Raw genomic sequence first — 24,125 nt, 5'->3', positions numbered from 1 at the left:
TTTCCCCGGTGGGCACCCCCGGCTAAGCCGTAGCGGCGCGCTGGGCGGCGCGCAGCCACGCTTTGGCCTCGTCCACGTTGTCGAACATACGCATTTGCAGCCGCTCACCCAAGCCGATGTACATGGCCGTGGCCGACTGCGCCGCCAGCGAGTCCACGCTGACTACGTGGGCAAAATGCGTCAGGCCTTGGGCAATGGCGTTGTTGGCCCAGGTGGTCACAATCCACTCCACGGCGTGGTCCCAGGGCCCGATCACCTGGCGGTTGTCGTTGAGCAGGTAGGCGCACTGGTTTTCGCGCAAGGGCACCAGGCACGCGTCGGCCCCGGCCATGATGCCGGTATAGGTCTGGTAGCCAATCCAGTTGTTGTAGACCCACTCGTTGGGCGCATCGTAAGCAATGGTCAGGTAGACTTTACCAAATCCATTCAGCAGTTCCGTAGCCATAGGGCGGGTAGTGTTCGGTCAGGGGAGGCTGTAAAGGTAGGCGTAGTTGGGCAGAAGCAGGCAATAAGGAAAAAGCGCTCCGGGGGGAAGCTTTTCCCTTATTGCCCATGCCCCCTAGACCTGCGCCGCCGGGGCCAGCCGCTCTGGGAGTAGCGGGCCTGGTTTGCCCTCACGTTGTGGCTGGGTATGCCGGGCGTGCTCGTTTACCTGGCCCTACGTTATCCGTGGCGAGGTGCGCAGCCCGGCGCGGAGCCGGAGAGGCTGGTCCCGGCCTACTTCCGCCAGGGCCGGTGCCGGTCGTACACCAGGAAACCCAGCCCGAAAATGGCCTGCCCCGTGCGCTGCCGGTAGGCGTAGGTGCGCTGCCGGTACGCAAACTCCCGGGTGTAGGGCGTCAGGCTGTGCTCGTAGCGGGCCGTCAGATCGAAGCGGCCCAGCTGCAGGCCCACGCCCAGCTGGCCCAGTATCTGCACCCGTTCCACACTTGCGGCCAGGCTGCGGTAGAGCTCAGCGGGCTTGAAGCTGGCGGCATACTGGTCTTTCTCGCGCTGGTTGAGCGCCAGCAGCGGCCCAGCCAGCACGGACAGGCGGCGGGTCAGGTGCGCGCCGCCCAGCAGGGCCACCTCGGTCCGCCGCAGCCGCGGGTAGAGGTAGCTCACGTCGGGGTAGACCATGTTGACATCAGGCTGGGAAAAGTACGTGATGCTCGACTGGTTGCCCAGCACCGAGGTGTAGGCCAGCTCGGGCTGCACGAAGACCTTGCCCTCACCCAACCTTAGTCGGGCGTAGGCGCTGAAGCGGTTGCCGGTGTCGTCGAGGCGGGAGCCGTCAGTGTCGGTTTGCAGCGTGTACTGCTCCACCTGAATTAGGCGCTGCCGGGCCCAGGTTTGGCTGATATTGAAGCTGGCCCCCACCCCAACGGCCTCCAGGCGCTGGGCGCGGGCGGTAACACTGGCAAGAGAAGCCAGCAGCAGGCCGGCTAGGCAACGGGAAAAGAATTTCATACAACGAAAGCAGAACAATAAAACGAGCAGCAACAATCAACGCGGGTACTTACTGCACCACCAGCGCCTGACGGGCAACGCCGGCGGCAGTTTCCACGCTGAGCAGATAGACGCCCGGCACCTGCCCGCGCAGATGCAGCGGCAGATCGGCGCCGCCGGTTGCCGCAACCTCCAGCACCGGCCGGCCCAGGGCATCCACCACGCGGACCGTGGCCGGGGCCGCGGGCAGTCGGAACTCACCGGTGGCGCTGGGGTTCGGAGCGCCCTAGGGCCAGCCCCAGGCGGATGTCGAGCAGAATGTGCAGGGTATTTCTGGGAAACAGCGGTCCGAGCGTGGGCAGCAGCGGCAAGGGCAGGGCGGCATTCACGTCGACGAAGCCGTAGCGGCCCAGCCGGCGCTGTAGTCCGTATACCACCGCCACCGAGGCCCGCACGGCGTGGCCGCGGCCATCGGTGGAGAAGGGCGTGCCCAGGCCGTGGCGGCCGTAGCCGGTGCCCAAGGCCAGGGACAGGTAGTTGGCGGAAAAGTTACTGGCGCTTTTGCCCTTGCGAATCCGCTTGTTAAGGTTGTAGTAGTAGCGCCCCGCCAGCTGCGACTCCAGGTTCAGGCCCTGCCGACGCGAGTGGTCGGCGGTGGAGGTGCGGTAGCGCAGGTACTCCGGGGTCAGCTCGCCCAGCACCGACCAGCTCGGATGCTGCCGCAGCTTCTGCTCGTAGCTGAACTGCAGGCCCAGCACGGTGGTGCCCTGACTGCCAAACTCAAAGTTCGTCAGCCCGATTTTCCAGAGCTGCTGCTCCTCGATTTGAACGCGGGTGATGCGGCGCAGCTGCCGCCCCAGGTTGGCCTCGAAGGCGTAGCCCGCCGAGTCGGGCGCGGTTTCTTCGCTGTAGCGGATGCGGGCCGTGTCGGGGGCGGCGGGGGTTTGGGCGGCGGCAGGCCGGGCCAGGCTCAGCAGCAGACTGCTCAGCAGCGGCCGGCCCAGGCGGCAAAAACGGGAAAGGCGGGTTGGGGACATCGAACAGAAACGGAAGAGAAATCAGCGTTGAATAAGCAGCGGCTGCACCCGCAGCGTGACGGGCGCATAGGAAGTCACGACCCGGATCAGGGGCAGGCGGGCTTGGTTGGTGACGTCGAGCACGGCGCGGCCCAGGCTTTTGCGCTGCCCCTCACTCAGGCTGGCCGGCACCGTCAGCTGGCCTTGGGCAGTGCTGAGCAGGTAGTTGAACGCGCCCAGTTGGGGCACGCCGATGGTTACCTCGGTGCGCTCGGCATCCACGAAGGCACTTTTCAGCTCGGCCGTGGGCTCCAGCAGCACGCTGCCGTAGCGGTTGCGGATGGAATAGCGCCCCCCCACCCCGGTCAGGCGCACCGCCGACTTATCGGCCTCGCAGTCGAAAGTCAGGTTCAGGTTGGTGCCGGTCAGGTCGGCGTAGCGGGCCGTGGCCGTGAGGCTGCCGCGCAAATTCTGGAGCTGAATCTGCCCGAAGTTTTGCTCGAGCTTGATTTTGCCCGTCAGGTCGAGCAGGGTGGTCTGCCCGTAGGCATTCACCAGCTGCAGGGCGTTGGCCGCGGGCATCAGCACGGTAAACTCGGCGCGCAGGTCGCTGCGGATGGCCGGGGCCCCGGCGGGCAGGGCGAAGTAGTTGACCAAGTCAATGACGCTGCCGTCCTTCTCAATCTGGTAGCGGGCCACGGGCAGCTCCTGCTCGGCAATGGCCCGGTCGGGGTGGCGGGCACTCAGGCGCAGCACCACCTGCATGGTGGGCTTGTCCCAGCCCTGGACCCGCAGGGTGGCTTTTTCGGCCCGGATGCGCACCAGCGTACCCACCGGGCAGGGCAAGGTCTGCTCGATGGTGCGCGTGAGCACCTGCACCTTGCGCTGGGCCCGGGCCGGACTCAGGGCCGCGCCGCCGAGCAGCAGCGCCAGCAGCAGCCGGCCCAGCCAGGCGCCCGGGGCAGAGGGAATGACGTGATTCAGAGAATTCATGAGATGAGTAGTTGAATTAGCTCCCGGGTGACGGAGGCTTTCAGGGTGGTTACCTGCACCTGGTGGCGCACCAGCTCGGGCGTGGGACCCAGGCGGCGGGCGTCCTTCTGCAGGCGCTGCTCCTCGGCCTCAAGCTCCGTGAGCTGGGTGCGCAGCTCCTGAAACTCGTCGGACTGGCACACGCTGGGCAGGGAGGTGCAGTGGGCATCAATAAAGGCCAGGCCCTGCTCGTCGAGCGGGTCGAAGGAGGCCAGCCCGGCCCGGGCCTCGGCGGGCTCTTCCACCACTTCTTCGGAGTAGGTGATGGTTTCGCGAGGCACGACGCGGGAGGCCGCGGGGCGCGACCACTGGGCCCAGAACACTCCGGCCAGCAGCAGAATGGCGGCGGCCAGGCCGGCCACGCGGCGGTAGGCGGGCCAGAGCGGCCGTACGGCCAGCGGGGCGGGTTCCGGCGTAATGGTCAGCGGGGAAGCGGCCGGCGCGGCATCGAGCTCGGCGGTAATGGCGGCCCAGAGGTCGTCGGCGGGCTCGTGGGCGGGCAGGGCGGGCAGGGCGCGGGCAATGGCCTCCTCCGCCCCCAGCTCGGCGTCGATGCGCGCCCAGAGGCTGTCGGCGGGCTCGTGGGCGGGCAGCTGGTCCAGGGCCCGCTGCAGGTTCGGCCGCCCGGCTTCGAAATGATTCGGGGTCTGGCTCATAGGTAGAGGTGATGCAGTTTGACTTGGAGCAGGCGCTTGGCATTGTGGAGCTGCGACTTGCTGGTGCCCTCCGAAATACCCAGCAGCTCGGCCACTTCGCGGTGCAGGTAGCCTTCCACCTCAATCAGGCAGAACACGGCCCGGTAGCCGGCCGGCAGCTCCCCAATGGCTTTTTCCAGGGCCTCACCGGTCAGGCTGTCGTGCCAGGCCACCAGGGGCTCGGGGTGGCGCTCCGGGCTGTAGACTTCCATGCGCTGCTCGCGCCGCAGAATCCGCAGGGCCGCCCGCACCACGATAACCTTGATCCAGCCGCCCAGCGTCGACTCCTGCCGGAACGAGGCCAGCTGCCGAAACACCTCCACGAAAGCTTCCTGCAGCGCGTCCTGGGCTAGGTCCCGGTCGTTGAGAATGCGCAGGGCCGTGGAAAACATGGCCGACTTGTACCGCTGGTAGAGCTGGTACTGGGCCGGCCGGCTCTGGGCCAGGCAGCCCGCCAGCAACTGCTGTTCGGCGGAAGAGTCGGAGGCGTAGGACAGGGTCACGGGAGGGAGCTTTGGCCTAGAGTGAAGCCTGGGCCCCCAAAGGTTGGTTGGGCGCCGAAAAAAGTAGCGGACCCTCCCCCCAACTTCTCCTACCTCCGGTTAAAAATCCGCTTCTGCTGAGCTTCAAAGCAGGTTTCCGCTTCAAAAAATATTTTTCACGTCGGTGGGCTGCGCGGGCGTGGACCACCGCCTGTGGGCCGCCCGGCAGGGCCTGGGGGCCGGACCCAGGCGCCCGGCGGGTTCTGGGAAAAAGCTTAGCCAAGGCTGGCTGGCCGGCCACTCCGGTTCAGCTTAGCCACAACGGGCTCTTTCCCCGTATGCCCACCAACTCCGGCTGCCTAACTTAGGGCGCCAAGCCCGCTCCCCGGAAACATCCCCGTATGAAATGGTCAACCCTGCGGCGCGTGCTGCTCGCCGGCTTTCTGCTGCTGTTACTAGCCCTCGGGGTGGGCGCGTGGCTGCTGGGCTCAAGCTACGGCCACCGCTACCTGGCCCAGCAGCTCCGGCAGCGGCTGGCCCGCAACTCCGAGTTGGTGCTGGCACCCTTCGAAGTGGAGCTTTCCCCCTGGCGCGACTTTCCCCACCTCACGGCCTCGCTGCGCCACCTGGCCCTGACCGATACGGCCTACCGGCAGCGCGTGCCCGTGTTTCGGGTGGGGCGGGCCGATGCGCGCCTGGAGCTGGCCGACCTGCTGCGCGGCCGGGTGCGCGTGACGCGCCTGACCGTGTCGGATGTGGAATTCAACGAGCGGGTCGACGTGCACGGGCGCAGCTGGGGCCTGCACGGCAAGAAGCGCGGCGACCGGACCGGCCGCGGCCCCACCTTCGACCTGGCGCTCGACTCGCTCATCGTGCACCGCTTCCGCATCACCTCGCGCAACGAGTACGCCCGCAGCTCTTTTGGCGCGAGCGTTAAGCTGGCCCGCCTCACGGTGCAGATTCGGCGCGGGGTGCTCCACACCACCGGCACCCTCGACGGCGCCCTGGACTATCTGCGCAACCCCGGCGGGACGTTGTTTGAGCGGGAGCCGGTCTGGGCCCGGGTGCACTACCAATACGCTTTCCGCCCCCACCAGGGCACCATCTACGCCACCCGCGCCACGCTCAACGGCGACACCATCCGCATCCGGGGCACCCACGCCACGGCTCCCCACCAGCCCGGCACCCGCCTTCACCTGGAGTTTGCCGGCTACCAGCCCCTGACCGAAGTACTGCGGGCGGCGTTGCCCAAAACCATCCATCCCTACCTGGCCGGGGCCACCAGCCCCAGCAAGGCCCACGTGCGTTACACCATTCAGGGACTGAGCGGGCCCACGGTCAGCCCCCACAACGTGTTGAAGTTCGGGTTGCGCGGGGCCCGCCTGCTCTGGCCCGATTCCACCCGCCGCATCAACCACTGGGACTTGCTGGGCACCTACGACAACGGCCCCGGCCACAGCCCCCAAACGACCTCCCTGACCCTCAACCACTGCCGCATCAACTCCTCGGCCGGCACCCTCGACGCCTCCATGCTGCTGCTCGACTTCACCCGGCCCTTCGTGAGCGGCCGGGTGCGGGGCCGCACCGAGCTGGCCCAGCTGGCGGCCCTGGTGTCGCCGGGGGTGTGGCGGGCCCGCCGGGGCACGGCCGAGCTGGACGTGCGTTTGCGCGGCCTGCTGCCGGCCGCCCCCACCCAGCGCATGACCGGACCGGCGCAGAAAAGCATGGCCGTGCGCGGCACCGTCACGCTGCGCGACGCTTCCTTCGTGGTGCCCGACCGGGGTGCCGATATGTCGGCGCTAAACGTGCGCATTGGGCTGCAAAATAACGTCTGGACGCTGTCCAACGCGTCGGGAGTGCTCAACCGGATGCGGTTTCGGGCCGCGGCCACCACCACCGACCTGTTCGACTACCTCATCGACCAGCACGCCACCACCCGTATCCGGGGCAACTTCACCGTGGACGAGCTGCGCGTGGCCGAGCTGCGGGAGCTGCTGCGGCCCATTCCCCGGCGCCGGCTGCCCGGCGGCATCGAGCGGCGGCGCCCCCGCCCGGCCCCGGCGTCGGTGGCCAACCTGGGCAGTGGCCTGGTGCCCCCGGGCATGCTGCTGAACGTGCACCTGCGCTGCGGCCGTCTGCTGCTGCCCGCCGACACGCTCACCAACCTGGCCGTGACCGTGCGCCACGACGGCCGCAGCGTGCAGCTCACCGACCTGGCCGGGGAGCTGTGGGGCGGCCGGGTGCAGGGCACGGCCTTCTGGCCCACCGACACCACCCGCCGCGTGGCGCCCATCAACTTCCGGCTGGGCGTCCGGTTTGGCACCATCAGCTACCGGCGCTTTCTGGCCAAGCTCACCCGCCCGCCCCAGCGGCCGGCTAAGGCTCCCGCCAGCCCCGCTCTGCGCGAACTGCTGCTGGCCGCCAACGGCCGCCTCACCTGCGACGTGGCCCGGGTGCAGCTGCCCGACGGCGAGGACCTGCGCGGGCTGCATCTGACGTTGAACAAGGCCGGCTCCACGGTGCAGCTGCCGCTGCTGCGCTTCACCACTACCCGCGGCGGCACCGGCCGGGCCTCGGCTTCGGCCCGGGTGGAAGGCAACCGCCTGGTGGCCGCCGACGCCAGCCTCGACCTGCGCTACCAAACCCTCGACGTGCAGAAGCTGCTGCTGCTGGCCAGCTTCAACCCCAAAACCGACCCCGACGACGAAGACGACGAGGAGCTGCTGGCCGGCTCCGACAGCACCAGCCAGGCCCTCACCCAGGGCCTGGACCGCCAGGCCCGCCGCGCCGCCCGCCAGGCCCGCCGCGCCCAACTCAACAGCCAGCCGGCCCGCAAACCCGCCGGCACCATCATTTCCAACGGCATCCTGACGGCCGTGCTGCGGGTGCAGGCCGACAATGTGCGCTACGCCGCCCTCACCGGCCGCGACTTCCGCCTTGTGTCGCACCTGAGCAAGGGCGAGGCCCGCCTCGACGACTGCTCGCTCGAAGCCCTGCGGGGCCGGCTCTCGCTGCGGGGACGCATGATTACCGACGCCGGCCGCAACCACCACCCCCTGCACGTGCAGATGCTGCTCCAGGACATGCAGCTCACGGACCTGTTTGGCGACCTGACCGCCATGAAGCTCAACGTGCTGGGCGCCGATAACATCCGCGGGACCCTGCGCTGCGCCGCCGACGTGCGCACGGACCTCGACGCGACCTTTCTGCCCGTCTTCGACCGCACCCTGGGCTACCTCAAAACCGACATCCGGGACCTGGAGCTGCTCAACGTGGAGGCGCTCAGCCAGGCCCTCAAATTCATGAAGCAGGAACGCACCGGCCACTTGTTCTTCGAGCCCGTGAGCACCCAGTTTCTGCTCAACCGCGGCGAGCTGCTCATTCCCGACCTCGACCTGAACAGCAACCTGAGCAACCTGCAGATCAGCGGCCGCTACTCCCTCGACGGCCGCGCCGACCTGTTCGTGGGCCTCAACCCGCTCCAAGCCCTGTTTGGCAACAACGCCAAGCGCGTGGAGCGCATCCGCAACAACGAGCCCGTGCGCCGTACCGGCCGCCTCACCTACCTGAGCCTGCGCCGCACCGAGCCCGGCACCAAGTACAAAGTGGGCCTGTTTAAGCGCGCCGAGCAGCGCCAGCAGCAAGCCGAGCTCCTCGAACAGTGCCGCCAGCTCCTGCGCACCCAGCGCCTCGACACGACCCTGCGGCTGCTGCGCAATAGTGAGATAGTGAAATAGTGAAGCGGTGAGTTTGATGTTCGGGCGGCGCTAGTGGCGCCGCTGGCGCAAACCCGCCCCTGCTGAACGACAACTCGCTATTTCACCACTTCACCACCTCACCGCTGAATAAGCCCCAGGCGCTGGACGGTTTCGCCTTCGAAGTCGAACTCGATGAGCACGGCGGCCACCTCGCCGACCACCCAGCCCTCGTGGCCCGGGGCAATGGCCACAACCTGGGGCGCCACAAACGCCACCACTTCGCCGTCGGCGTACTCGATGTTGATCTGGCCCTGGGCTAGGAAACCCACGTGGGCGTGCATGCACAACTCAGTGCCTACCACGGGGCGCATGTCCCGCGACCAGCGGAAGCCGGCCGGGTACACCACCCGCTTCACTCGCGCGTCGCCGGTGCGGACCATGTCAATCTGCACGCCGCCGACCTCGCGGTGCTCAGCGCCGGGCATGGGTCCCAGTAAGGAATTGTTCTGGCTCATATTCTTGCAGTTTTTAGGCTTGAAATATTTCGAGTGGACTCTCCCGCCGCGCATTCCGTTCGGAGTCAAGGTAGAGTTTCCGCGGCCAAAACCCTAGCGGCGGGCTCGCGGGCGGCCGTCGGGGCGGCGCTGCCGGGCGAATAGCTATTTTGCGGGCTCTATGAACCGCTTCGACCGTATCACCGCCATTCTGATTCAGCTCCAGGCCCGGCGCGTGGTGCGGGGGCAAGAACTGGCCGAGCGTTTTGGGGTGAGCCTGCGCACCGTGTACCGCGACTTGCGCACGCTCGAGGAAGCCGGGGTGCCGCTGAGCGGGGAGGCCGGCGTGGGCTACTCCCTGGCCGAGGGCTACCGCCTGCCGCCGGTGATGTTCAGCCGGGAGGAAGCCACGGCCCTGATTACGGCCGAAAAGCTCGTCAGCCAGCTCACCGACGCCCACACCGCCCAGCTCAGCCGCGCGGCCATGGACAAGCTGCGCGCCGTGCTGCGCCGCCCCGACCGGGACTACCTCGAGGAACTCAGCCCGCACATCACCATCCTGCCCGCCCGCAGCCGGCAGGCGGCCCCGCCGCTCACCCCCAACACCCACCAGCTGCTGCTGACCAGCATTGCCGAAAAGCGGGTGGTGGGCCTCGACTACCGGGCCGGCTACCACGGCGCGCCCACGCACCGGGAGGTGGAGCCCATGAGCCTGTACTTCGGCCAGTACTGGCACGTGGTGGCCTTCTGCCGCCTGCGTCAGGAGTACCGCGACTTCCGCCTCGACCGGATTGCGGGCCTGCACCTGCGCGCCGAGCAGTTTGTGCCCCGCCTCGAATCCTTGCACGAGTACTGGGCTCAGCAGGCTCAGCAGCGGCAGGTGGAGCCGGTCGTGGTGCGGTTTGCGCCCGGGGCCATGCCCCACGTGCAGGAAAACAAGCACCACTTCGGCTGGGCTCACGAGCATGCCGTGGCCGACGGCCACACCGAAGTCACGTTTCTGACCAGCCACCCCGGCTACCTGGCCCGCTGGCTGCTGCTCTTCGCCGGGCAGGTGCGTATTGTGTCGCCGGCCGGGCTGCGGGCCCAGCTGCGCCAGCTGGCCCAGGCCGCCCAGGAATCCTTCGGGGAGCCGGAGGACTAGCCGGATAGCGGCGGCTTGGTTGGAAAAAAACGGCTTGGGCCACTTTCCTGCTGACATACCGCTGTCAGTACCCGGCCCTAGGTTTGGCTTATCATCCACCAAACCTCTGTCCAGCCATGCTGACCGCCACCCTTTCCCCGCTTGCCCAGACCCTGCTTCCCGAACTCGACCACGAGCTGCTGCTGACCCGGCGCGTGCTGAAACGGGTGCCCGCCGCCCACTTCGGCTGGCAGCCCCACCCCAAATCCATGACCCTGGCCCACTTGGCTTCCCACACCGCCGACCTGCTGGGCGGCATTGCCACCACGCTCTACTCCACCGAGCTGGACCTGGCCACTTATGCGGACCAGCGCCCCGCCGCGCCTACCACCACGGCCCAGCTGCTCGACACCCTGGCCGCGGCCGGCGACAAAGCCCGCGCCGCCCTGACCGCCGCCGAGCCTGAGGATTTCGACCAGACCTGGACCCTGCGCCACGGCGACACCACGATTCTGAGCCACTCCCGGGCCGAAATCGTGCGCCACCTGATCAGCCACACCGTCCACCACCGCGGGCAGCTGAGCGTGTACCTGCGCCTGCTCGACGTGCCCGTACCCTACATCTACGGCCCCTCCGCCGACGAGCCCAGCTTCTAGCTTCTGCCTCGAAGCTCACCAAAAAAGCCCCGACCATTACGGCCGGGGCTTTTGCCTTTTTACTCGGGGACTATCTTCCTACCGTTGCCGAGCCCGGGTGCTAAGCGGCGTGAACGACCTACTGTGGGGTGTGATTGGCTTACTGGCGGGCGTGAACCATCTACTGATAGGTGTGAACGACTTACCGCGGGCTGTGAAGGAGCTACTGGCCGGCGTGAGTCATCTGCGAAGCGTCGTGAACGAACTACTGCGGGCCTTGAATGCCCTACTGTGCGGTGTGAACGAGCTACTGCCGGCCGGGAACGAATGCAGGGAGCGTGAGAATAAGCGCAGGAAGGGCGTGAACGAACGCAGGGACAGTGGGAACCACCGCAGGGAAAGCGTGAACCGGTTTAGGAGCGGTGAGGATGAGCGCAGGAAGGCCGTGAACCAGCTTAGGGACGCCGGGAACGAGCGTAGAGCCGGTGGGAATGAGCGTAGGGACGCCGGGAACCAACGTAGGGGCAACGTGAATGGTCGTAGGGCCGGTGGAAACGAGCGCAGAGGCGGCGGGGCGACTTACAGCGGGTGGGCGTCGTTGGTGGCGCTGGCGCCGGGGTCGGTTTCGCCGCTGGTATCGGGCTGCACGGGGGTCGTGGGGTCGGTCAGCGCCTCTTCGCCGTCGGCCTCCTCGGGCTCGGGAGTGGGCGGCACCGGGGGCTGGGCGGGGTCGGGAGTGGCTGCCGCGGGCGCCGGGTCGGGCGTGGGGTCGGGAAGGTTGGGCGCGGGCACGACGGGGCCGGGCTGCTGGGGGGCGTGGTCGTCGTAGACGGTGCTCTTGGTGGCCGGGCCGGTGGGGGCCGGGGTGGCGGGTTGCTGAGGCTTGGGGTCCATGGGGCGGGAAGTGAAGGCGAAAGAAATGGCGGAATGGGCGCTTGGCCCGCTTTCCGTCAACGCAAGCCGCGGCCTCGGGTTGAGCTTCGGCCCGCCGCAGGGGGTTAGGTGCGGTAGAAAAATTGCCGGCCGCCTGCATTTTTCCAAGGCGGCCGGCTTTGTTCCTGCCCGCAAAGCGCAGAACTTCGCTTTTCGTTTCTCACCTATTTGCCTCGCTTTTCTCATGTTCAACCTCTCTCGTCGGGTGCGCCGCTGGCTGCCCGTCACGGCCCTGCTCGTGGCCGCCCCTTCCCTGTTGTCGGCCTGGGGCACCTGGGGGCACCAGCGCATCAACCGCGCCGCCGTGCTGGCCCTGCCCCCGGCCTTGCGCACGCTCTTCTACAACCACATCGACTTCATGGTGGAGGAATCAGTGATTCCGGACCTGCGCAAGTACACCATCAACGACCGGGCGGAGTTTCCGCGCCACTTCATTGACCTGGAAGACTACGGCCCCGGCCCCATCAGCCAGCTGCCCCAGACCTCGAAGGAAGCCTACGCCAAGTACGACCCGGCGTTTCTGGACAAGAGCGGCCGCCTACCCTGGTACATTCAGGACATGATGGGCAAGCTGACCCAGGCCATGAAAAACGGGCGCAAGGATGATATTCTCTTCATTGCCGCCGACCTGGGCCACTACCTCGGCGACGCCGTGCAGCCCCTGCACACCTCCGCCAACCACGACGGCCAGCTCACCGGCCAGAAGGGTATCCACGCCTTTTTTGAGTCGCAGCTGGTGGAGCAGTTTGGCAGCAGCTACAATTTCAAGGTGGCCCAGCCCAAGGTCATTGACCCGGTAGCCGAAACCTGGCGCATCCTGGCCCAGAGCCACGCCGCCGCCGACACCCTGCTCAGCATCGAGAAAACCCTGGCCGCCGCCACCCCGGCCGCCCAGGTCTACGCCGTGGATGCCCAGGGGCAGATCAAGAAGAACGTGTTCAACAGCCAAGTGCACGCCCTGCCCTACGCCACGAGCTACCACACGGCCCTCAAGCACATGGTGGAGCGCCAGCTGCGCACGGCCACCCAGGCCGCGGCCGACTACTGGTACACCGCCTGGGTGAATGCCGGCAAGCCCGACCTGGCCAAGCTTGATACCGAGTACACCACCCGCAGCAACGCGAAAAACCTGAAGACCGAGCTCAAGCTGATCCAGAAAGGCAAGCTCGTGGACTTCTCCTCCTTCCCGGAGTTCGAAACCCTGAAGTAGGCCCGCCCCGGCCCCTTGCTGACGTCCGTCAGGCTGAGTTTGCTCCGCCTGACGGACGTTTTTTGTTTATCACCAGCAGTCAGACCGATGTAGAGACGCAACCTTGCGTCTCATTCGTTGAACGACAATCGTTACAAAGATCAGACGGCGCGGACCCCGAGACCCAGGGTTGCGTCTCTACACCCGTTCAACACAGCAGCTTGTAGCCGATGCCGCGGATGTTGAGAATTTGCACCTCCGGGTCGGCGCGCAGGTAGCGGCGCAGGCGGGTGACGAACACGTCGAGGCTGCGGCCGTTGAAAAAGTGGTCGTCGCCCCAGAGCTCCCGCAGCACCGCCGAGCGTTCGAGCACCTGGTTGCGCTGGTCGTGGAGGCGCTTGAGCAGCTCGGCTTCGCGGTTGGTGAGTTGCACCTCCGCCTCGGCCAGGCGCAGCTTCTGCTGGGCGTAGGCAAACTCGTAGCGGCCAATGCGCAGCAGCTCAGGGCTGGCGGCCGGAGCCGGCGGCGCCAGGGCAGCGCGGCCGAGCAGGGCCCGGATGCGCACCACCAGCTCGTCCATGCTGAAGGGCTTTTTCAGGTAGTCGTTGCCGCCCAGCTCGAAGCCCCGCACCACGTCGGCGGGCTGCGACCGGGCCGTGAGGAAAATGATGGGCACGGTCGGGTTTTCGCGGCGCACCTGCTCGGCCAATGCAAAGCCGTCGAGGCGGGGCAGCATCACGTCGGCCACCACAATGTCGGGGGCGTGCTCCCGAAACAGGCGCAGGCCCTGCTCCCCGTCGGCGGCGTGCTGCACCCGAAAGCCGCGCACGGCCAGGCTATCCTGCACGATGAGGGCCAGCGCCGCCTCGTCTTCCACCAGTAGAACCGTTGCCATCGAGCGCACTTACAGGGCGGGAAGCCAGAAGGAAAAGGCGCTGCCCCGGCCCGGACTGCTGTGCAGGCGCAGCTGCCCGCCGTGGCGCTCAATGACCTGCCGCACGTAGTAGAGCCCCAGCCCGAAGCCCTTCACTAGGTGCAGATTGCCGGTGGGCACCCGGAAAAAACGGTCGAAGACGGCCGGCTGGTAGTCAGCCGGGATGCCGATGCCGTCGTCAGTGACCGTCAGGCGCCAGCCCGCGCTTTCGGGCTGCCCCTGGATGGTAATCGTGACCTGGTCGCGGGAGTACTTGATGGCGTTGTCGATCAGGTTGCTGATAACGTTGCGCAGGTGGAGCCGGTCGCAGCGGATGGCGGCCGGGGCCACCTCCACGGCGAAGCGCACGGCTTTGGCGGCCGTGAGCTGGTGCTGGGCCACGAGCTCAGCCACCAGCTCGGCGGGGCGCACCGTTTCGGGCGCCAGCTGCAGCGGCTCCCGCTCGGCCACGGCCATGTGCAGCACGTGGTCGACCAGCCCGGAAAGGCGCTCCAGCTCGTGCCGGGAAATGGCGAGGTAGGCCTGGGCCTTGGCAGGGTCTTGCAGGGCGCCGAAATGTTGGAGCGCCTCCACGGCCGCCGTCACCGTGGCCAGCGGGGTTTTCAGCTCGTGGGTCATATTATTGACGAAGTCCTCCCGGATTTCGGAGAGCTTCTTCTGGCGCAGAATGGTGGCCAGCATCAGCCCGAAGCAGGCCGTGGTGAGGGCCAGCAAAGCCACGGAACCGGCCAACAAACCGCCCATCTGGCGCAGGGCGTAGAATACCGGGGGCTGAAACGAGGCCTGCACCGCCACCCGAGGCAGGGCCGGCAGGGCCACGGGGGGCGTCTGCACGGCGTAGCCAGCGGGCAGAACCAGGGCGCGCCGGGGGCCGGCCGTGGCCACGGTATCAAACCGGAAGGCAGCCTCGGCCCCGCGCAGGCGCAGCTCGGTCTGGTAGGCCGCGGCTAGGTGCGAGAGGTTGAGCGTGGGAGCCGTGTCACTACTCTGGAGCAGAAAGTGCAGCAGCGCCTGCGCCACGCTGTCCTCCTGCCGGCGGGCGGCCACGGCGCTGGCCGGCACCCGGCGGCCCACCTGCAATAGCTGGCGCAGTCGGGTGCGGCCGGCAGCATCCAGCTGGCGCACGGGCAGGGCCACGCGCCCGTAGGCTTCGGGCCCGGCGGCGGGCCGGAGCAGGGCTTGCAGCTCGGCCAGCTGCTGGCGCTGCAATACGGTGAGCAGGGCCTCGTGGGCGGTGCGGGCAAACTGGGCCGTGGTGAGCTGGTAGGTGGTGTAGAGCCAGTAGCCCTGGAAGCCGTTGATGCCCAGCATGCACAGGCTCATCAGCCAGAAGATGGTACGCAGGCGGCTTTTCATGGCAACGGGGCAAGGGGTGAGCGGGCAGTCCTTCGAAGGTACGGGCGCGGGACCGGCCCAACCAAGCGCTTAACACTCCTTAACACAAAATAACAGTCGTTTACACCCCGGCGGCGGTCCTTTGCCCCGTGGCCGCCGCCGACTTCCGGCACCCCGGCCCCGTACCGTTTTCGTCCTCGTATGCGCTCCTTTCGTCGTTTGAATAATCTGGTGGGCTGGCTGGTGTTTGCCCTGGCCACCCTCACTTACCTGCTGACCTTGGAGCCGACGGCCTCGTTCTGGGACTGCGGCGAGTTCATTGCCTGCTCCTACAAGCTGCTGGTGCCCCACCCGCCCGGCGCGCCCACCTTTCTGCTGCTGGGCCGCCTGTTCTCGCTCTTCGCCTTCGGCGACGTGACCAAGGTCTCGGTGCTGATCAACACGCTCTCGGCCCTGAGCAGCTCCTTTACCGTGCTGTTTCTGTTCTGGACCATCACCATGCTGGCCAAAAAGCTCGTGCTGCACCGCCCCGGCCTGCCGAACGACCGCCTCGCCGAGCCCACCGGCGGGCAGACCGCGCTGATTCTGGGCGCGGGCGCGGTCGGGGCGCTGGCCTTCGCCTTCTCCGACTCGTTCTGGTTTAATGCCGTCGAGGCCGAGGTCTACGCCATGTCGGCCCTGTGCACCTCCGTGGTGGTGTGGATCATGCTCAAGTGGGAAAACCGCGCCGACGAGCCCGACTCGGACAAGTGGCTGCTCTTGATTGCGCTGGTCATCGGCCTGAGCATCGGCGTGCACTTGCTCAACCTGCTGGCCATTCCGGCCCTGGGCTTTATCTACTACTACCGCCGCCATGCCGCCCCCACCCTGGCCGGGGGCATGCTGACGCTGGTCGTCAGCAGCGTGATTGTGGGCCTGATTCTGGCCGGCATCATCCCGGGCCTGCCCACGCTGGCGGGCGCGTTTGAGGTGTTCTTCGTCAATTCAATCGGGCTGCCCTTCAACTTCGGGCTGGTGATTTTCCTGGTGGGGTTCGTGGGCCTGATCTGGTTCGGGTTTCGCACCTCGTTTCGCACCCACAACCGGCTGCTGAACACGGCCCTGCTGAGCTTCGTGTTCATTCTGATTGGCTACTCCTCCTACCTGATTGTCCCGATTCGCAGCTCCTACCACCCGCCGGTCAACCAGGACGCGCCCGACGACGTGCTCAGCTTCGTGAGCTACCTCAAGCGGGAGCAGTACGGGTCCCGCCCTTTGCTCTACGGTCCGCACATCTTTGCCCAGCCCGTGGCCCAGCAGGACGCCGGCCCGCGCTACGTGCGCCAGGACGGCCGGTACGCGGTGGCCGAGCGGAAGCAGGAGCTGGTGTACGCCCCGGAAGATCAGATGCTGCTGCCCCGCATCTACGCCGACGGCGGCCCGTCCAGGCTGCCCTACTACCAGCAGTGGGTCGACCTTCAGGAGGGCGTGAAGCCCACGATGGGCCAGAATCTGAGCTTTCTGTTCAGGTACCAGGTTGGCCACATGTACTGGCGCTACTTCCTCTGGAACTTTGTAGGCCGGGAAAGTGACGTCCAGCAGGCCGGCGTGCTCTGGCCCTGGGAAAGCAGCCGCGCCGAGTTGCCGGAGCGCATTGCCGACAGCAAATCCCGCAATAATTTCTACGCTATTCCGCTGATTCTGGGCCTGCTGGGTTTGTTCTACCAGGCCCGCCGCGACGGGCGCAACGCCTTTGTCGTGGGTCTGCTGTTTGTCTTCACCGGCCTGGCCATCGTTATTTACCTCAACCAGCCGCCCATCGAGCCCCGGGAGCGGGACTACACCTTCACCGGCGGCACCTACGCCTTTGCCATCTGGATTGGCCTGGGCGTGCTCGGCTTAGCGGAGTTGCTCAAATCAATCCTGAAAGCGGATACCACCCGGGCTACTGTGGCGACCCTCGTGGGGTTGCTAGTCCCGGGGCTAATGGCCGCCCAGGGCTGGGACGACCACGACCGGTCGGACCGGTACACGGCGGTGGACTCGGCCAAGAATCTGCTCAACTCCTGCGCCCCGAACGCCATTCTGTTTACCAACGGCGACAACGACACCTTCCCGCTCTGGTACGCCCAGCAGGTCGAGGGCTTCCGCACCGACGTGCGCGTGGCCGTGCTCAGCTACCTCAATACCGACTGGTACATCAACCAGATGCGCCAACAAAGCAACGCGTCGGCGCCGCTACCCGGCACGCTCCCGGCCGCCGACTACGCCCAGGGCACCAACGACTACCTACCCTACGTGGCCAATCCGGCCGTGCCGAGCGTGAACCTGCCGGAGTTTATCGGCTTGGTGGGGCAGCGCAGCGACCTGCTGAAGGTTAGCTACGGCCAGGGCGACCCGCTTCTGTCTTTCCCCTCCCCCAACTTCTACCTACCCGTGGATACGGCGGCCGTGAAGGCCCTGGGTATCATCCCGCAGGACCGGCGCCGGCAGCTCGTGAGCCGGCTGGAGTTTAACCTGGGCAAAGGGGCGCTGGAAAAGAAAACGCTGTTTATTCTCGATATGCTGGCGGCGAATCAGTGGAAGCGGCCGGTGTACTTTGCCACCACCGTGGCCCGGTCGGAAGACCACCTGGGCTTGGAGCCCTACTTCCAGCTCGAAGGCCTGGCCTGGCGGGTGCTGCCGCTGCACAACCCCGATTATTCCCCGCGCGGGGAGCCCGGCTACGTGGCCAAAGACCTGCTTTACCGGAACCTGATGCAGAAGTTCGCCTTCCGGGGTCTGAACGACGGCAGCCTGCTGCACGACGAGCACAGCCTGCTGTTTCCGGCCAATTACCGCGAGAAGTTTGCCCGCCTGGCTTCGGCCTACCTGGCCGCCGGCGACGTGGCCACAGCCCGGCGCGTGGCCGACCGGTGCCTGGCCGTGATGCCCGACCAGGCCATTGCCTACGACTACTACTCGCCCCAGCTCGTGCCCGCCCTGGTGGTCGGCGGGGAGCGGCAGCGGGCCAACAAGCTGCTCGACGTACTGCTCGACCGGACCCGGCGCGGGCTGCTGTACTACGCCAACGGCGCCCACCCCTTGTTCGACCGGGAGCTGGGCCAGCACGTGGGCACGGCCCAGCAGCTCTACCTAGCCGCCGAGCAGGTCGGCGACTCGGCCCGGGCCCGGCAGGCCCTGGTACTGCTGGAGCCCTATCTGCGCCAGTAAAGCCGCGAACCTCGGTTTCGCCGCAACGCCCAACGGGGAGAGCAGCCGACGGTCTGCTCTCCCCGTTGGGCGTTGCGGCAAAGGCGCTGCCTACAGCAGCTCCACGCCGGTACCCACCAGTTCCCGGCGGACCGACTCGGGCCAGATGCTGACCTGCACTTCACCGATATGGGCCTTGCGCAGCATAAACATGCACACCCGGGACTGGCCGATGCCCCCGCCAATGCTCTGGGGCAGCTGGTCGGTGAGCAACAGGTCGTGGAAGCGCAGGGTGCTCCGCTCGGAGCAGCCGCGCAGCTCGAGCTGCCGGGCCAGGGCGTGCTTATCGACCCGGATGCCCATCGACGACACCTCAAACGAGGTTTGCAGTACCGGGTGCCAGAGCAGAATGTCGCCGTTGAGCCCCTGGTGGCCGTCTTCGTTGGGGGTGCTCCAGTCGTCGTAGTCGGGGGCACGGCCGTCGTGGGGCTCGCCGTGGGTCAGCTCCCCGCCGATGCCCATCAAGAACACGGCGCCGTACTGCCGGGTAGCTTCGTGCTCCCGCTGCTTGGGCGTCAGGTCGGGGTATTGGCGCAGCAAATCCTCGGCGTAGAGAAACGTGATTTTGCCCGGCAGCACGGGCGTAATTTCGGGGTACTCAGCCACGACCTGGGCCTCGGTGGCTTGTAGGGCGGCGTAGATTTTCTCGACTGTAGCCTTCAAAAACGCAATGGTGCGCTGCTCGGGGGCCATGTGCTGCTCCCAGTCCCACTGGTCGACGTAGATGGAGTGGATGGGGCTGTAGTCTTCGTCGGGACGCAGGGCGCGCATGTCGGTGAGCAGGCCCCGGCCCGGCTCGATACCCAGCTCGCGCAGGCGCACCCGCTTCCACTTGGCCAGGGAGTGCACCACCACCGCGCGCTGCTCATCCAGGGCCTTGATGGGGAAGCCCACGGCCCGCTCCACCCCGTTCAGGTCGTCGTTGATGCCGGTGCCGTCGAGCACGGCAATAGGCGACGACACCTTGCTCAGGTGGAGCTGGCGGGCCAGTTCACGGGCGAAGGTTTCTTTCACGAATCCAATGGACTCTTCGGTTTTCAGGAGTTGCGGGGCAGTCATGGCAAAAGGGTTTAGGATGAATATTCGGAGGTGAAAAATGCTTGAGTTTGGCGCAGAGAATTACCGTTCCCCGGGTGGGTAGCTTTTTTTGAGAAACCGGTAAGTGCCGCGTTAAAAAACGACGGAAGATGCCGCCTTGGGAATTTGCAGAATGCTGCGGGTGGGAAGTGGCGGGCGCAAAAAAAGAGCCTTCCCGCTAACAGGAAGGCTCTTTTTGTTAAATATTGTTCTCTCGTTTTTCCTTTGGAACAATAGCCTCCCTGTCTCGAAATAAATTATTATTCGAGTTATTATTCTGGAAGTTATTGCTGAGGAAAAGCGTCATTTTCGAATGCTTTTTGAGCTGATGTTGGCAAGTATAGGCTAACCAGAAATTACATCCAAATTAAATCGGGCAAATTTTTCTCAGAACGGCGAATCCGCGCAGCATTTCCCGGTTTTGTCCAGCCGGCGCCGGGGCGCGCTACCCACTCAGGCCCTGGGTGATGTCGCGCACGGCATCCGACAAATACGAGGGCACCTGGGCCGCGGGCTGCAAAAACCGCAGCAGCCGCAGGTACTTGGCCCGTCCCTCCTCGAGCATGTGCGGCGATACTTCCACGGTGAACACGCTAAAAGGCTCCACCTTCTGCACCCCCACGAGCAGAAACCGGTCGGCCCGTAGCGCGTCGAGGTAAAAGGCGGCCTGCCGGTCGTAGTCGTAGCCGCTGCACTGGGCCAGGAAATGGTCGTAGTCGCGGGCGGCGGTAGTTTTAAAGTCGATGATGGTGTAGCCCTGGTCGGTTTCGGGCACCACCAAGTCGGCGCGCAGCTTGCAGAGGGTGTTGGTCGTCGGCTCGGTGAAGATGCAGCTGGGCTCGGGCGTGCCCGCGTCGAGCAAATCGACGAGCTCGGGCTTGAGCCGCACGCCTTCCACCATCCACCACACCAGCGAGTCGTTGATGCCGGGCTGCCCGCCTTCGTAGAGGTCGGGCTCGAGCAGGGCCGTGTGAAAGGCCGTGCCCAGCCCCAGCGCCCCCGACATGGAGGCGGGCTTTTCGTAGCGGCCGTTCAGGGCATCGCGCAGGCGGGAGAGGTCGGAGTTGGCAATGGCGGGCAGGGCCCGGTAGTCGTCGTAGGGAATCCGGAGTAGGTCGGGGCGGTGGTAGGGCTCGGGGGAAGGAGAAGTCACTGGGCGAGGGAGCAAAAGAATGGGTGGGCGGTCTGGGGGACCTACTAAACAACACCAGCGGGAGCATTCGGGTGCCCGCCGGCGCGCTTAGTTCAACCAATATACAGATAGCGGCGGATTGTGTTGGGGCACCGGGATGCCCACCCCGCACAATCCGCCGTTCCCGCCTCGTAGTCCTCTCACTATCAGGCCAATTGCGCCTTATTTACCGGGCCGGGCGGTTTTGAGCCACCGCAGCGCCGCGGCCACCTTGGCATCCTGGTTGAGGTCCAGAAAGTTGTCGCCTTCGGCAATAAGCACGTCGGGCACGAGGCGGGTGCGGTAAGCGGTGCCCTGGCGGTCGGCATCGAGCGTGCCGGCAATGGTGAGGTAGGACGTGCCACTAATGCGGTAGCTTTCGTTGGCGGTGGTAGCACCGTAGGTGGGTTCCCCGAAGAAGCGCGTGGCCGGGCGGCCCTTCAGGCTAATGGCCACAATCTCGCCCGAGCTGGCGGTGCGGCCGCTGAGCAGCACGGCAATGGGCCGGGTGGTTTTCTTGCCGGGCCAGCAGGCCGTCAGATCCGTTATCTGCAACGTGTCGAGGTAGAAGTTGCCCTGTTTGAGGTACCACTGCTCCTGGGGCTGACCATTCTGCCCCACGAAGCCGCCGAGGTGGCCGTCGCCCAGCAGCGGGGCCAGGCCGCCGAGCATGGGCGCCATGGCCCCGCCGTCGTTGAGGCGCAGGTCAAGAATCCAGGCCTTGATCTTGTCGGGCTGGAGGCGGCAGACCGAATCCCGCACCACCTGGGCCGCGGCGCGCTGGGCGGCCATACTGCCCCCGGCATTGATGCCCGGCAACTGGATGTAGCCCACGTTGCCCGGCAGTCGTCGCACCCGTATGCCCGGCTTCTGGGCCAGGGCCGCCTTCACGGCCGCGTTGGCGTAGGGCACGCGGGCGGGGTTGCGCCACTTGTAGGTTTTGTCCTGGTAGGTCAGCCAGCCGTGGTCGTCCTGGAGCTGCTCGAAGATAAAGGGGTAGATGGGCAGCAGGTCGCGCACGGTGCGGGCGCCCTGGGCTTTCTGGTACACTGCCTGGCGCAACTGGGGCCAGTCGACGCGGCGGCGCTCCAGGGAGTAGGTCTGCAGCAGGCTCAGGCTTTTATCGAGGTAGGCCTGCAGAGAATCCGGCAGCAGCGCGGGGGCGGACTGGGCCCGGACGACCAGCGTACCGGTCATAAATAAAAGGAATAGCCATAATTTCTTCATACCGGCAAGATGCGCAGAACAACTATGGCGTTGCCTGGCCCAGCCGCTAGCTACCCAGTCGTTCCGGATTAATCTGGCCGCCGCGGGCTGCAGGAATGAAATCCGGCGCGTCACGGTTTCAGGGCGCCGGGCTGTACTTTTACTCCTGGCTCCGTCTGCTCCCCTTCGTTTTTTCCGCATGCCCCAGTTCACCGTCGACGACCTGCACGTCGAGTTAGTCCGCAAAAATATCCGCAGCCTGCGCCTGACCGTGTATGCCACCGACGGGCGGGTGCGGGTGGCGGCCCCCCTGCGCACCCCCGACGAGGCCATCCGGGCCTTTGTGGCCGCGCGCCGGGCCTGGATTCGCAAGCACCAGCAGCAGTTTGAGGCCCGCCCCAAGCTGGCCGTGCCCGAGTACGTCAGCGGGGAAACCCACTTCTACCTGGGCCGCCCCCACCAGCTCCACGTGCAGCCGGCGGCTGGCGCCGCCCGCGTGGTGCTGATGGCCGACGACGCGACGCTGGCCCTGTACGCGCCGGCGGACAGCACCCGGGAGCAGCGCGAAAAAGCCCTGCACGCCTGGTACCGGGCCCGCCTCAAGGAGCAGCTGCCGGCCGTGGTGGCGCAGTGGGAGCCGGTGGTGGGCGTGCGGGCCGACACCTGGGCCGTGAAGCGGATGACCACCCGCTGGGGCACCTGCAACATCCGCGCCCGGCGCATCTGGCTGAACCTGGAGCTTATCAAGCACGCGCCCCACTGCCTGGCCTACGTGGTGGTGCACGAGCTGGTACACCTGCACGAGCGGCTGCATAATCCGCGCTTCTGGGGGCTCATGGACCAGTTTATGCCCGACTGGCGCGCAGCCCAGCAGTTGCTTAAGTCGACCCACCTGAAGCCCTGCTCCTAGCGGCGCGGCCGGGGCCGGCGGGCTGCCGTATTTCCGATAACTTGCGCGGCTGGCGGGCCTGACTTGCCCGCTCCCGCTTATATCCTTCGTGCCTTGCTATGCTGCTTACTATTACGACTACCCACCAGCCCGCTACCGACCTGGGCTACCTGCTGCACAAAAACCCCGCCCGGCTCCAGACCCTGGACATTGCCTACGGTCAGGCCCACATCTTCTACCCCGAAGCCACCGCGGAGCGCTGCACTGCCGCCCTGCTACTCGACATTGACCCCATTGCGCTGGTACGCAACCACCACGGGCCGGCCGGGGAAGGCTTCGCGCTGGAGCAGTACGTCAATGACCGGCCCTACGCGGCTTCGTCGTTTTTGAGCACGGCCCTGAGCAAAGCCTTTAACACGGCCATGAACGGCACCTGCAAGGACCGCCCCGAGTTGCCCGAGACCCTACTGCCCCTGGAAGTCCTGGTAGCCGTGGTGCCCGCTGCCAATGCCGAACAGCTGCGAGGTTTGTTTGCGCCCCTGGGCTACGAAGTGCAGACCGAGGCCCATCCGCTCGACCCCACCATGCCCGCCTGGGGCGAGAGCCGCTACTTCACCCTGCGCCTGCGTCACCCGGCCCTGCGCCTGCGCGACCTGCTCAGCCACCTCTACGTGCTGATTCCGGTGCTCGACAACGACAAGCACTACTGGATCAACGAGGCCGAGGCCGAGAAGCTGCTGCACCGCGGCGCCGCCTGGCTGCCCGCCCACCCCGACCGGGAGTTTATCACCCGGCGCTACCTGCTGGGCCTGGCTGAGTACGTCAATCCGACCCTGCGGCGCCTGCTGGCCGGTGACCAAGCCGACCCGACCGACCCGGCCGCCGAGGAAGCGCTGCCCGACGAGCCGACCGTAGCGGAAGCACGCACGCCCCGGCAAAACCTGCACGACCTGCGTCTGGACCGCGCCGCGGAGGTAATCCGGGAGCTGGGGGCGCGGCGGGTGCTGGATTTGGGCTGCGGCGAGGGCAAGCTGGTGCGTCGCCTGCTCCAGCAGCCACAGGTCGAGCACATTCTGGCCCTCGACGTGTCGTGGCGGGAGCTGGAGCGGGCTGCTCAGCGCCTGCACCTGGCCGAAATGCCGCCCCGGCAGCGGGAGCGGCTCACCCTGGCCCAGGGCTCGGTGCTCTACCACGACCCGCGCCTGGCCGGCTACGATGCGGCCGCCGTCGTGGAAGTCATTGAGCACCTCGACGAAAGCCGGCTGGCCTCCTTCGAGCAGGTCGTCTTCGCCCGGGCCCGCCCCGGCGCCGTGCTCGTCACGACGCCCAATGCCGACTACAACCAACGCTACGAAACCCTGTCGGCCGGGCAGTTCCGCCACGCCGACCACCGCTTCGAGTGGACCCAGAGCCAGTTCCGGGAGTGGGCCGAGGGCGTGGCGGCCCGGCACGGCTACCGGGTCCGCATCGAGCCGCTGGGCCCGCAGGCGCCGGAAGTGGGCGCGCCCTCCCAGCTGGCCGTGTTTGAGCAGTAATACCAGGTTGGCTTCCGTATTA

Annotated in this window: 21 protein-coding genes; 7 read left to right on the top strand and 14 right to left on the bottom strand. The window is 66.6% G+C overall.

All coding sequences use genetic code 11. From position 1 onward, the window contains the following. Window positions 1-22 precede the first annotated feature (22 nt). The 7 genes from EWM57_RS05670 to EWM57_RS05640 all read right to left on the bottom strand — a co-directional run bounded on the left by EWM57_RS05670 (window position 23) and on the right by EWM57_RS05640 (window position 4,674). Window positions 23-445, bottom strand: a complete 423-nt coding sequence (locus EWM57_RS05670; protein ID WP_129920174.1) for an STAS/SEC14 domain-containing protein — start codon at window positions 443-445, stop codon at window positions 23-25. A 272-nt stretch (window positions 446-717) separates the two neighbouring features. After that, window positions 718-1,449, bottom strand: coding sequence for a hypothetical protein (locus EWM57_RS05665; RefSeq protein ID WP_129920173.1), 732 nt, complete (start codon window positions 1,447-1,449; stop codon window positions 718-720). Window positions 1,450-1,498: 49 nt separating this feature from the next. Then, on the bottom strand, window positions 1,499-1,651 hold the full coding sequence (locus EWM57_RS05660; protein ID WP_242509991.1) for a hypothetical protein: 153 nt from the start codon (window positions 1,649-1,651) through the stop codon (window positions 1,499-1,501). A gap of 34 nt (window positions 1,652-1,685) precedes the next feature. Further along, window positions 1,686-2,465 (bottom strand): hypothetical protein, encoded by a 780-nt coding sequence (locus EWM57_RS05655; RefSeq protein WP_129920171.1) that lies wholly within the window; start codon window positions 2,463-2,465, stop codon window positions 1,686-1,688. Between the two features lie 21 nt (window positions 2,466-2,486). After that, window positions 2,487-3,437 carry a hypothetical protein gene (locus tag EWM57_RS05650; RefSeq protein ID WP_129920170.1) on the bottom strand — a complete coding sequence of 317 codons (951 nt, stop codon included), beginning with the start codon at window positions 3,435-3,437 and terminating at the stop codon, window positions 2,487-2,489. Next, window positions 3,434-4,132: a hypothetical protein gene (locus EWM57_RS05645; protein WP_129920169.1), complete on the bottom strand. Its 699-nt coding sequence runs from the start codon at window positions 4,130-4,132 to the stop codon at window positions 3,434-3,436. The genes EWM57_RS05650 and EWM57_RS05645 overlap by 4 nt, the downstream gene beginning before the upstream one ends. After that, a complete protein-coding gene (locus EWM57_RS05640) occupies window positions 4,129-4,674 on the bottom strand; it encodes an RNA polymerase sigma factor (RefSeq protein ID WP_129920168.1) in 546 nt (181 codons plus the stop codon). The genes EWM57_RS05645 and EWM57_RS05640 overlap by 4 nt, the downstream gene beginning before the upstream one ends. 380 nt (window positions 4,675-5,054) lie before the next feature. Here EWM57_RS05640 and EWM57_RS05635 point away from each other — a divergent pair, with 380 nt between their 5' ends. Next, window positions 5,055-8,390, top strand: coding sequence for an AsmA-like C-terminal region-containing protein (locus tag EWM57_RS05635; protein ID WP_129920167.1), 3,336 nt, complete (start codon window positions 5,055-5,057; stop codon window positions 8,388-8,390). Between the two features lie 98 nt (window positions 8,391-8,488). On the opposite strand, the gene EWM57_RS05630 is transcribed toward EWM57_RS05635, so the two are convergent. Further along, window positions 8,489-8,866: a cupin domain-containing protein gene (locus tag EWM57_RS05630; protein ID WP_129920166.1), complete on the bottom strand. Its 378-nt coding sequence runs from the start codon at window positions 8,864-8,866 to the stop codon at window positions 8,489-8,491. Between the two features lie 160 nt (window positions 8,867-9,026). Here EWM57_RS05630 and EWM57_RS05625 point away from each other — a divergent pair, with 160 nt between their 5' ends. Together EWM57_RS05625 and EWM57_RS05620 are read left to right on the top strand one after the other, a co-directional pair. Then, window positions 9,027-9,989: a helix-turn-helix transcriptional regulator gene (locus tag EWM57_RS05625; RefSeq protein WP_129920165.1), complete on the top strand. Its 963-nt coding sequence runs from the start codon at window positions 9,027-9,029 to the stop codon at window positions 9,987-9,989. A gap of 116 nt (window positions 9,990-10,105) precedes the next feature. After that, window positions 10,106-10,624, top strand: a complete 519-nt coding sequence (locus EWM57_RS05620; protein WP_129920164.1) for a DinB family protein — start codon at window positions 10,106-10,108, stop codon at window positions 10,622-10,624. Between the two features lie 558 nt (window positions 10,625-11,182). Here the strand turns inward: EWM57_RS05620 and EWM57_RS05615 are convergent. Continuing rightward, the gene (locus tag EWM57_RS05615; protein ID WP_129920163.1) at window positions 11,183-11,497 is read right to left on the bottom strand and encodes a hypothetical protein; all 315 of its coding nucleotides are present in this window, start codon (window positions 11,495-11,497) and stop codon (window positions 11,183-11,185) included. A gap of 223 nt (window positions 11,498-11,720) precedes the next feature. Here EWM57_RS05615 and EWM57_RS05610 point away from each other — a divergent pair, with 223 nt between their 5' ends. Further along, window positions 11,721-12,746 carry a zinc dependent phospholipase C family protein gene (locus EWM57_RS05610; RefSeq protein WP_165370425.1) on the top strand — a complete coding sequence of 342 codons (1,026 nt, stop codon included), beginning with the start codon at window positions 11,721-11,723 and terminating at the stop codon, window positions 12,744-12,746. 187 nt (window positions 12,747-12,933) lie between these two features. Here EWM57_RS05610 and EWM57_RS05605 read toward each other — a convergent pair whose 3' ends face one another. Continuing rightward, a complete protein-coding gene (locus EWM57_RS05605; protein WP_129920161.1) occupies window positions 12,934-13,620 on the bottom strand; it encodes a response regulator transcription factor in 687 nt (228 codons plus the stop codon). Between the two features lie 9 nt (window positions 13,621-13,629). Then, window positions 13,630-15,015 carry a sensor histidine kinase gene (locus EWM57_RS05600; RefSeq protein WP_129920160.1) on the bottom strand — a complete coding sequence of 462 codons (1,386 nt, stop codon included), beginning with the start codon at window positions 15,013-15,015 and terminating at the stop codon, window positions 13,630-13,632. Window positions 15,016-15,195: 180 nt separating this feature from the next. On the opposite strand from EWM57_RS05600, the gene EWM57_RS05595 reads away from it, so the two are divergent. Then, window positions 15,196-18,186 (top strand): glycosyltransferase family 117 protein, encoded by a 2,991-nt coding sequence (locus EWM57_RS05595; RefSeq protein ID WP_129920159.1) that lies wholly within the window; start codon window positions 15,196-15,198, stop codon window positions 18,184-18,186. 90 nt (window positions 18,187-18,276) lie between these two features. On the opposite strand, the gene asnA is transcribed toward EWM57_RS05595, so the two are convergent. The 3 genes from asnA to EWM57_RS05580 form a co-directional block, all read right to left on the bottom strand. Further along, entirely contained in the window at window positions 18,277-19,284 is a 1,008-nt protein-coding gene (gene asnA / locus EWM57_RS05590) for an aspartate--ammonia ligase (protein ID WP_129920158.1), read from the bottom strand. A 463-nt stretch (window positions 19,285-19,747) separates the two neighbouring features. Beyond that, window positions 19,748-20,455 (bottom strand): PD-(D/E)XK nuclease-like domain-containing protein, encoded by a 708-nt coding sequence (locus EWM57_RS05585; RefSeq protein ID WP_129920157.1) that lies wholly within the window; start codon window positions 20,453-20,455, stop codon window positions 19,748-19,750. A gap of 201 nt (window positions 20,456-20,656) precedes the next feature. Then, complete coding sequence (locus tag EWM57_RS05580) at window positions 20,657-21,670, bottom strand: S41 family peptidase (RefSeq protein ID WP_165370424.1); 1,014 nt, start codon at window positions 21,668-21,670, stop codon at window positions 20,657-20,659. A gap of 208 nt (window positions 21,671-21,878) precedes the next feature. Here EWM57_RS05580 and EWM57_RS05575 point away from each other — a divergent pair, with 208 nt between their 5' ends. After that, on the top strand, window positions 21,879-22,589 hold the full coding sequence (locus tag EWM57_RS05575) for a M48 family metallopeptidase (RefSeq protein ID WP_129920155.1): 711 nt from the start codon (window positions 21,879-21,881) through the stop codon (window positions 22,587-22,589). Window positions 22,590-22,687: 98 nt separating this feature from the next. After that, entirely contained in the window at window positions 22,688-24,103 is a 1,416-nt protein-coding gene (locus tag EWM57_RS05570) for a 3' terminal RNA ribose 2'-O-methyltransferase Hen1 (protein WP_129920154.1), read from the top strand. The last annotated feature ends 22 nt before the right edge of the window (window positions 24,104-24,125 follow it).

Origin of the sequence: Hymenobacter persicinus (assembly GCF_004167665.1) — a bacterium.
GTDB classification, from domain to species: domain Bacteria; phylum Bacteroidota; class Bacteroidia; order Cytophagales; family Hymenobacteraceae; genus Hymenobacter; species Hymenobacter persicinus.
This window is presented reverse-complemented; position numbering and strand designations above follow the sequence as displayed.

Coding starts and splice junctions, on each gene's coding strand:
- EWM57_RS05635 (WP_129920167.1), top strand. CDS start 5,055: ATGAAATGGTCAACCCTGCGGCGCGTGCTGCTCGCCGGCTTTCTGCTG.
- EWM57_RS05615 (WP_129920163.1), bottom strand. CDS start 11,497: ATGGACCCCAAGCCTCAGCAACCCGCCACCCCGGCCCCCACCGGCCCG.
- EWM57_RS05665 (WP_129920173.1), bottom strand. CDS start 1,449: ATGAAATTCTTTTCCCGTTGCCTAGCCGGCCTGCTGCTGGCTTCTCTT.
- EWM57_RS05575 (WP_129920155.1), top strand. CDS start 21,879: ATGCCCCAGTTCACCGTCGACGACCTGCACGTCGAGTTAGTCCGCAAA.
- EWM57_RS05595 (WP_129920159.1), top strand. CDS start 15,196: ATGCGCTCCTTTCGTCGTTTGAATAATCTGGTGGGCTGGCTGGTGTTT.
- EWM57_RS05630 (WP_129920166.1), bottom strand. CDS start 8,866: ATGAGCCAGAACAATTCCTTACTGGGACCCATGCCCGGCGCTGAGCAC.
- EWM57_RS05625 (WP_129920165.1), top strand. CDS start 9,027: ATGAACCGCTTCGACCGTATCACCGCCATTCTGATTCAGCTCCAGGCC.
- asnA (WP_129920158.1), bottom strand. CDS start 19,284: ATGACTGCCCCGCAACTCCTGAAAACCGAAGAGTCCATTGGATTCGTG.
- EWM57_RS05605 (WP_129920161.1), bottom strand. CDS start 13,620: ATGGCAACGGTTCTACTGGTGGAAGACGAGGCGGCGCTGGCCCTCATC.
- EWM57_RS05645 (WP_129920169.1), bottom strand. CDS start 4,132: ATGAGCCAGACCCCGAATCATTTCGAAGCCGGGCGGCCGAACCTGCAG.
- EWM57_RS05600 (WP_129920160.1), bottom strand. CDS start 15,015: ATGAAAAGCCGCCTGCGTACCATCTTCTGGCTGATGAGCCTGTGCATG.
- EWM57_RS05655 (WP_129920171.1), bottom strand. CDS start 2,465: ATGTCCCCAACCCGCCTTTCCCGTTTTTGCCGCCTGGGCCGGCCGCTG.
- EWM57_RS05610 (WP_165370425.1), top strand. CDS start 11,721: ATGTTCAACCTCTCTCGTCGGGTGCGCCGCTGGCTGCCCGTCACGGCC.
- EWM57_RS05570 (WP_129920154.1), top strand. CDS start 22,688: ATGCTGCTTACTATTACGACTACCCACCAGCCCGCTACCGACCTGGGC.
- EWM57_RS05670 (WP_129920174.1), bottom strand. CDS start 445: ATGGCTACGGAACTGCTGAATGGATTTGGTAAAGTCTACCTGACCATT.
- EWM57_RS05580 (WP_165370424.1), bottom strand. CDS start 21,670: ATGACCGGTACGCTGGTCGTCCGGGCCCAGTCCGCCCCCGCGCTGCTG.
- EWM57_RS05620 (WP_129920164.1), top strand. CDS start 10,106: ATGCTGACCGCCACCCTTTCCCCGCTTGCCCAGACCCTGCTTCCCGAA.
- EWM57_RS05650 (WP_129920170.1), bottom strand. CDS start 3,437: ATGAATTCTCTGAATCACGTCATTCCCTCTGCCCCGGGCGCCTGGCTG.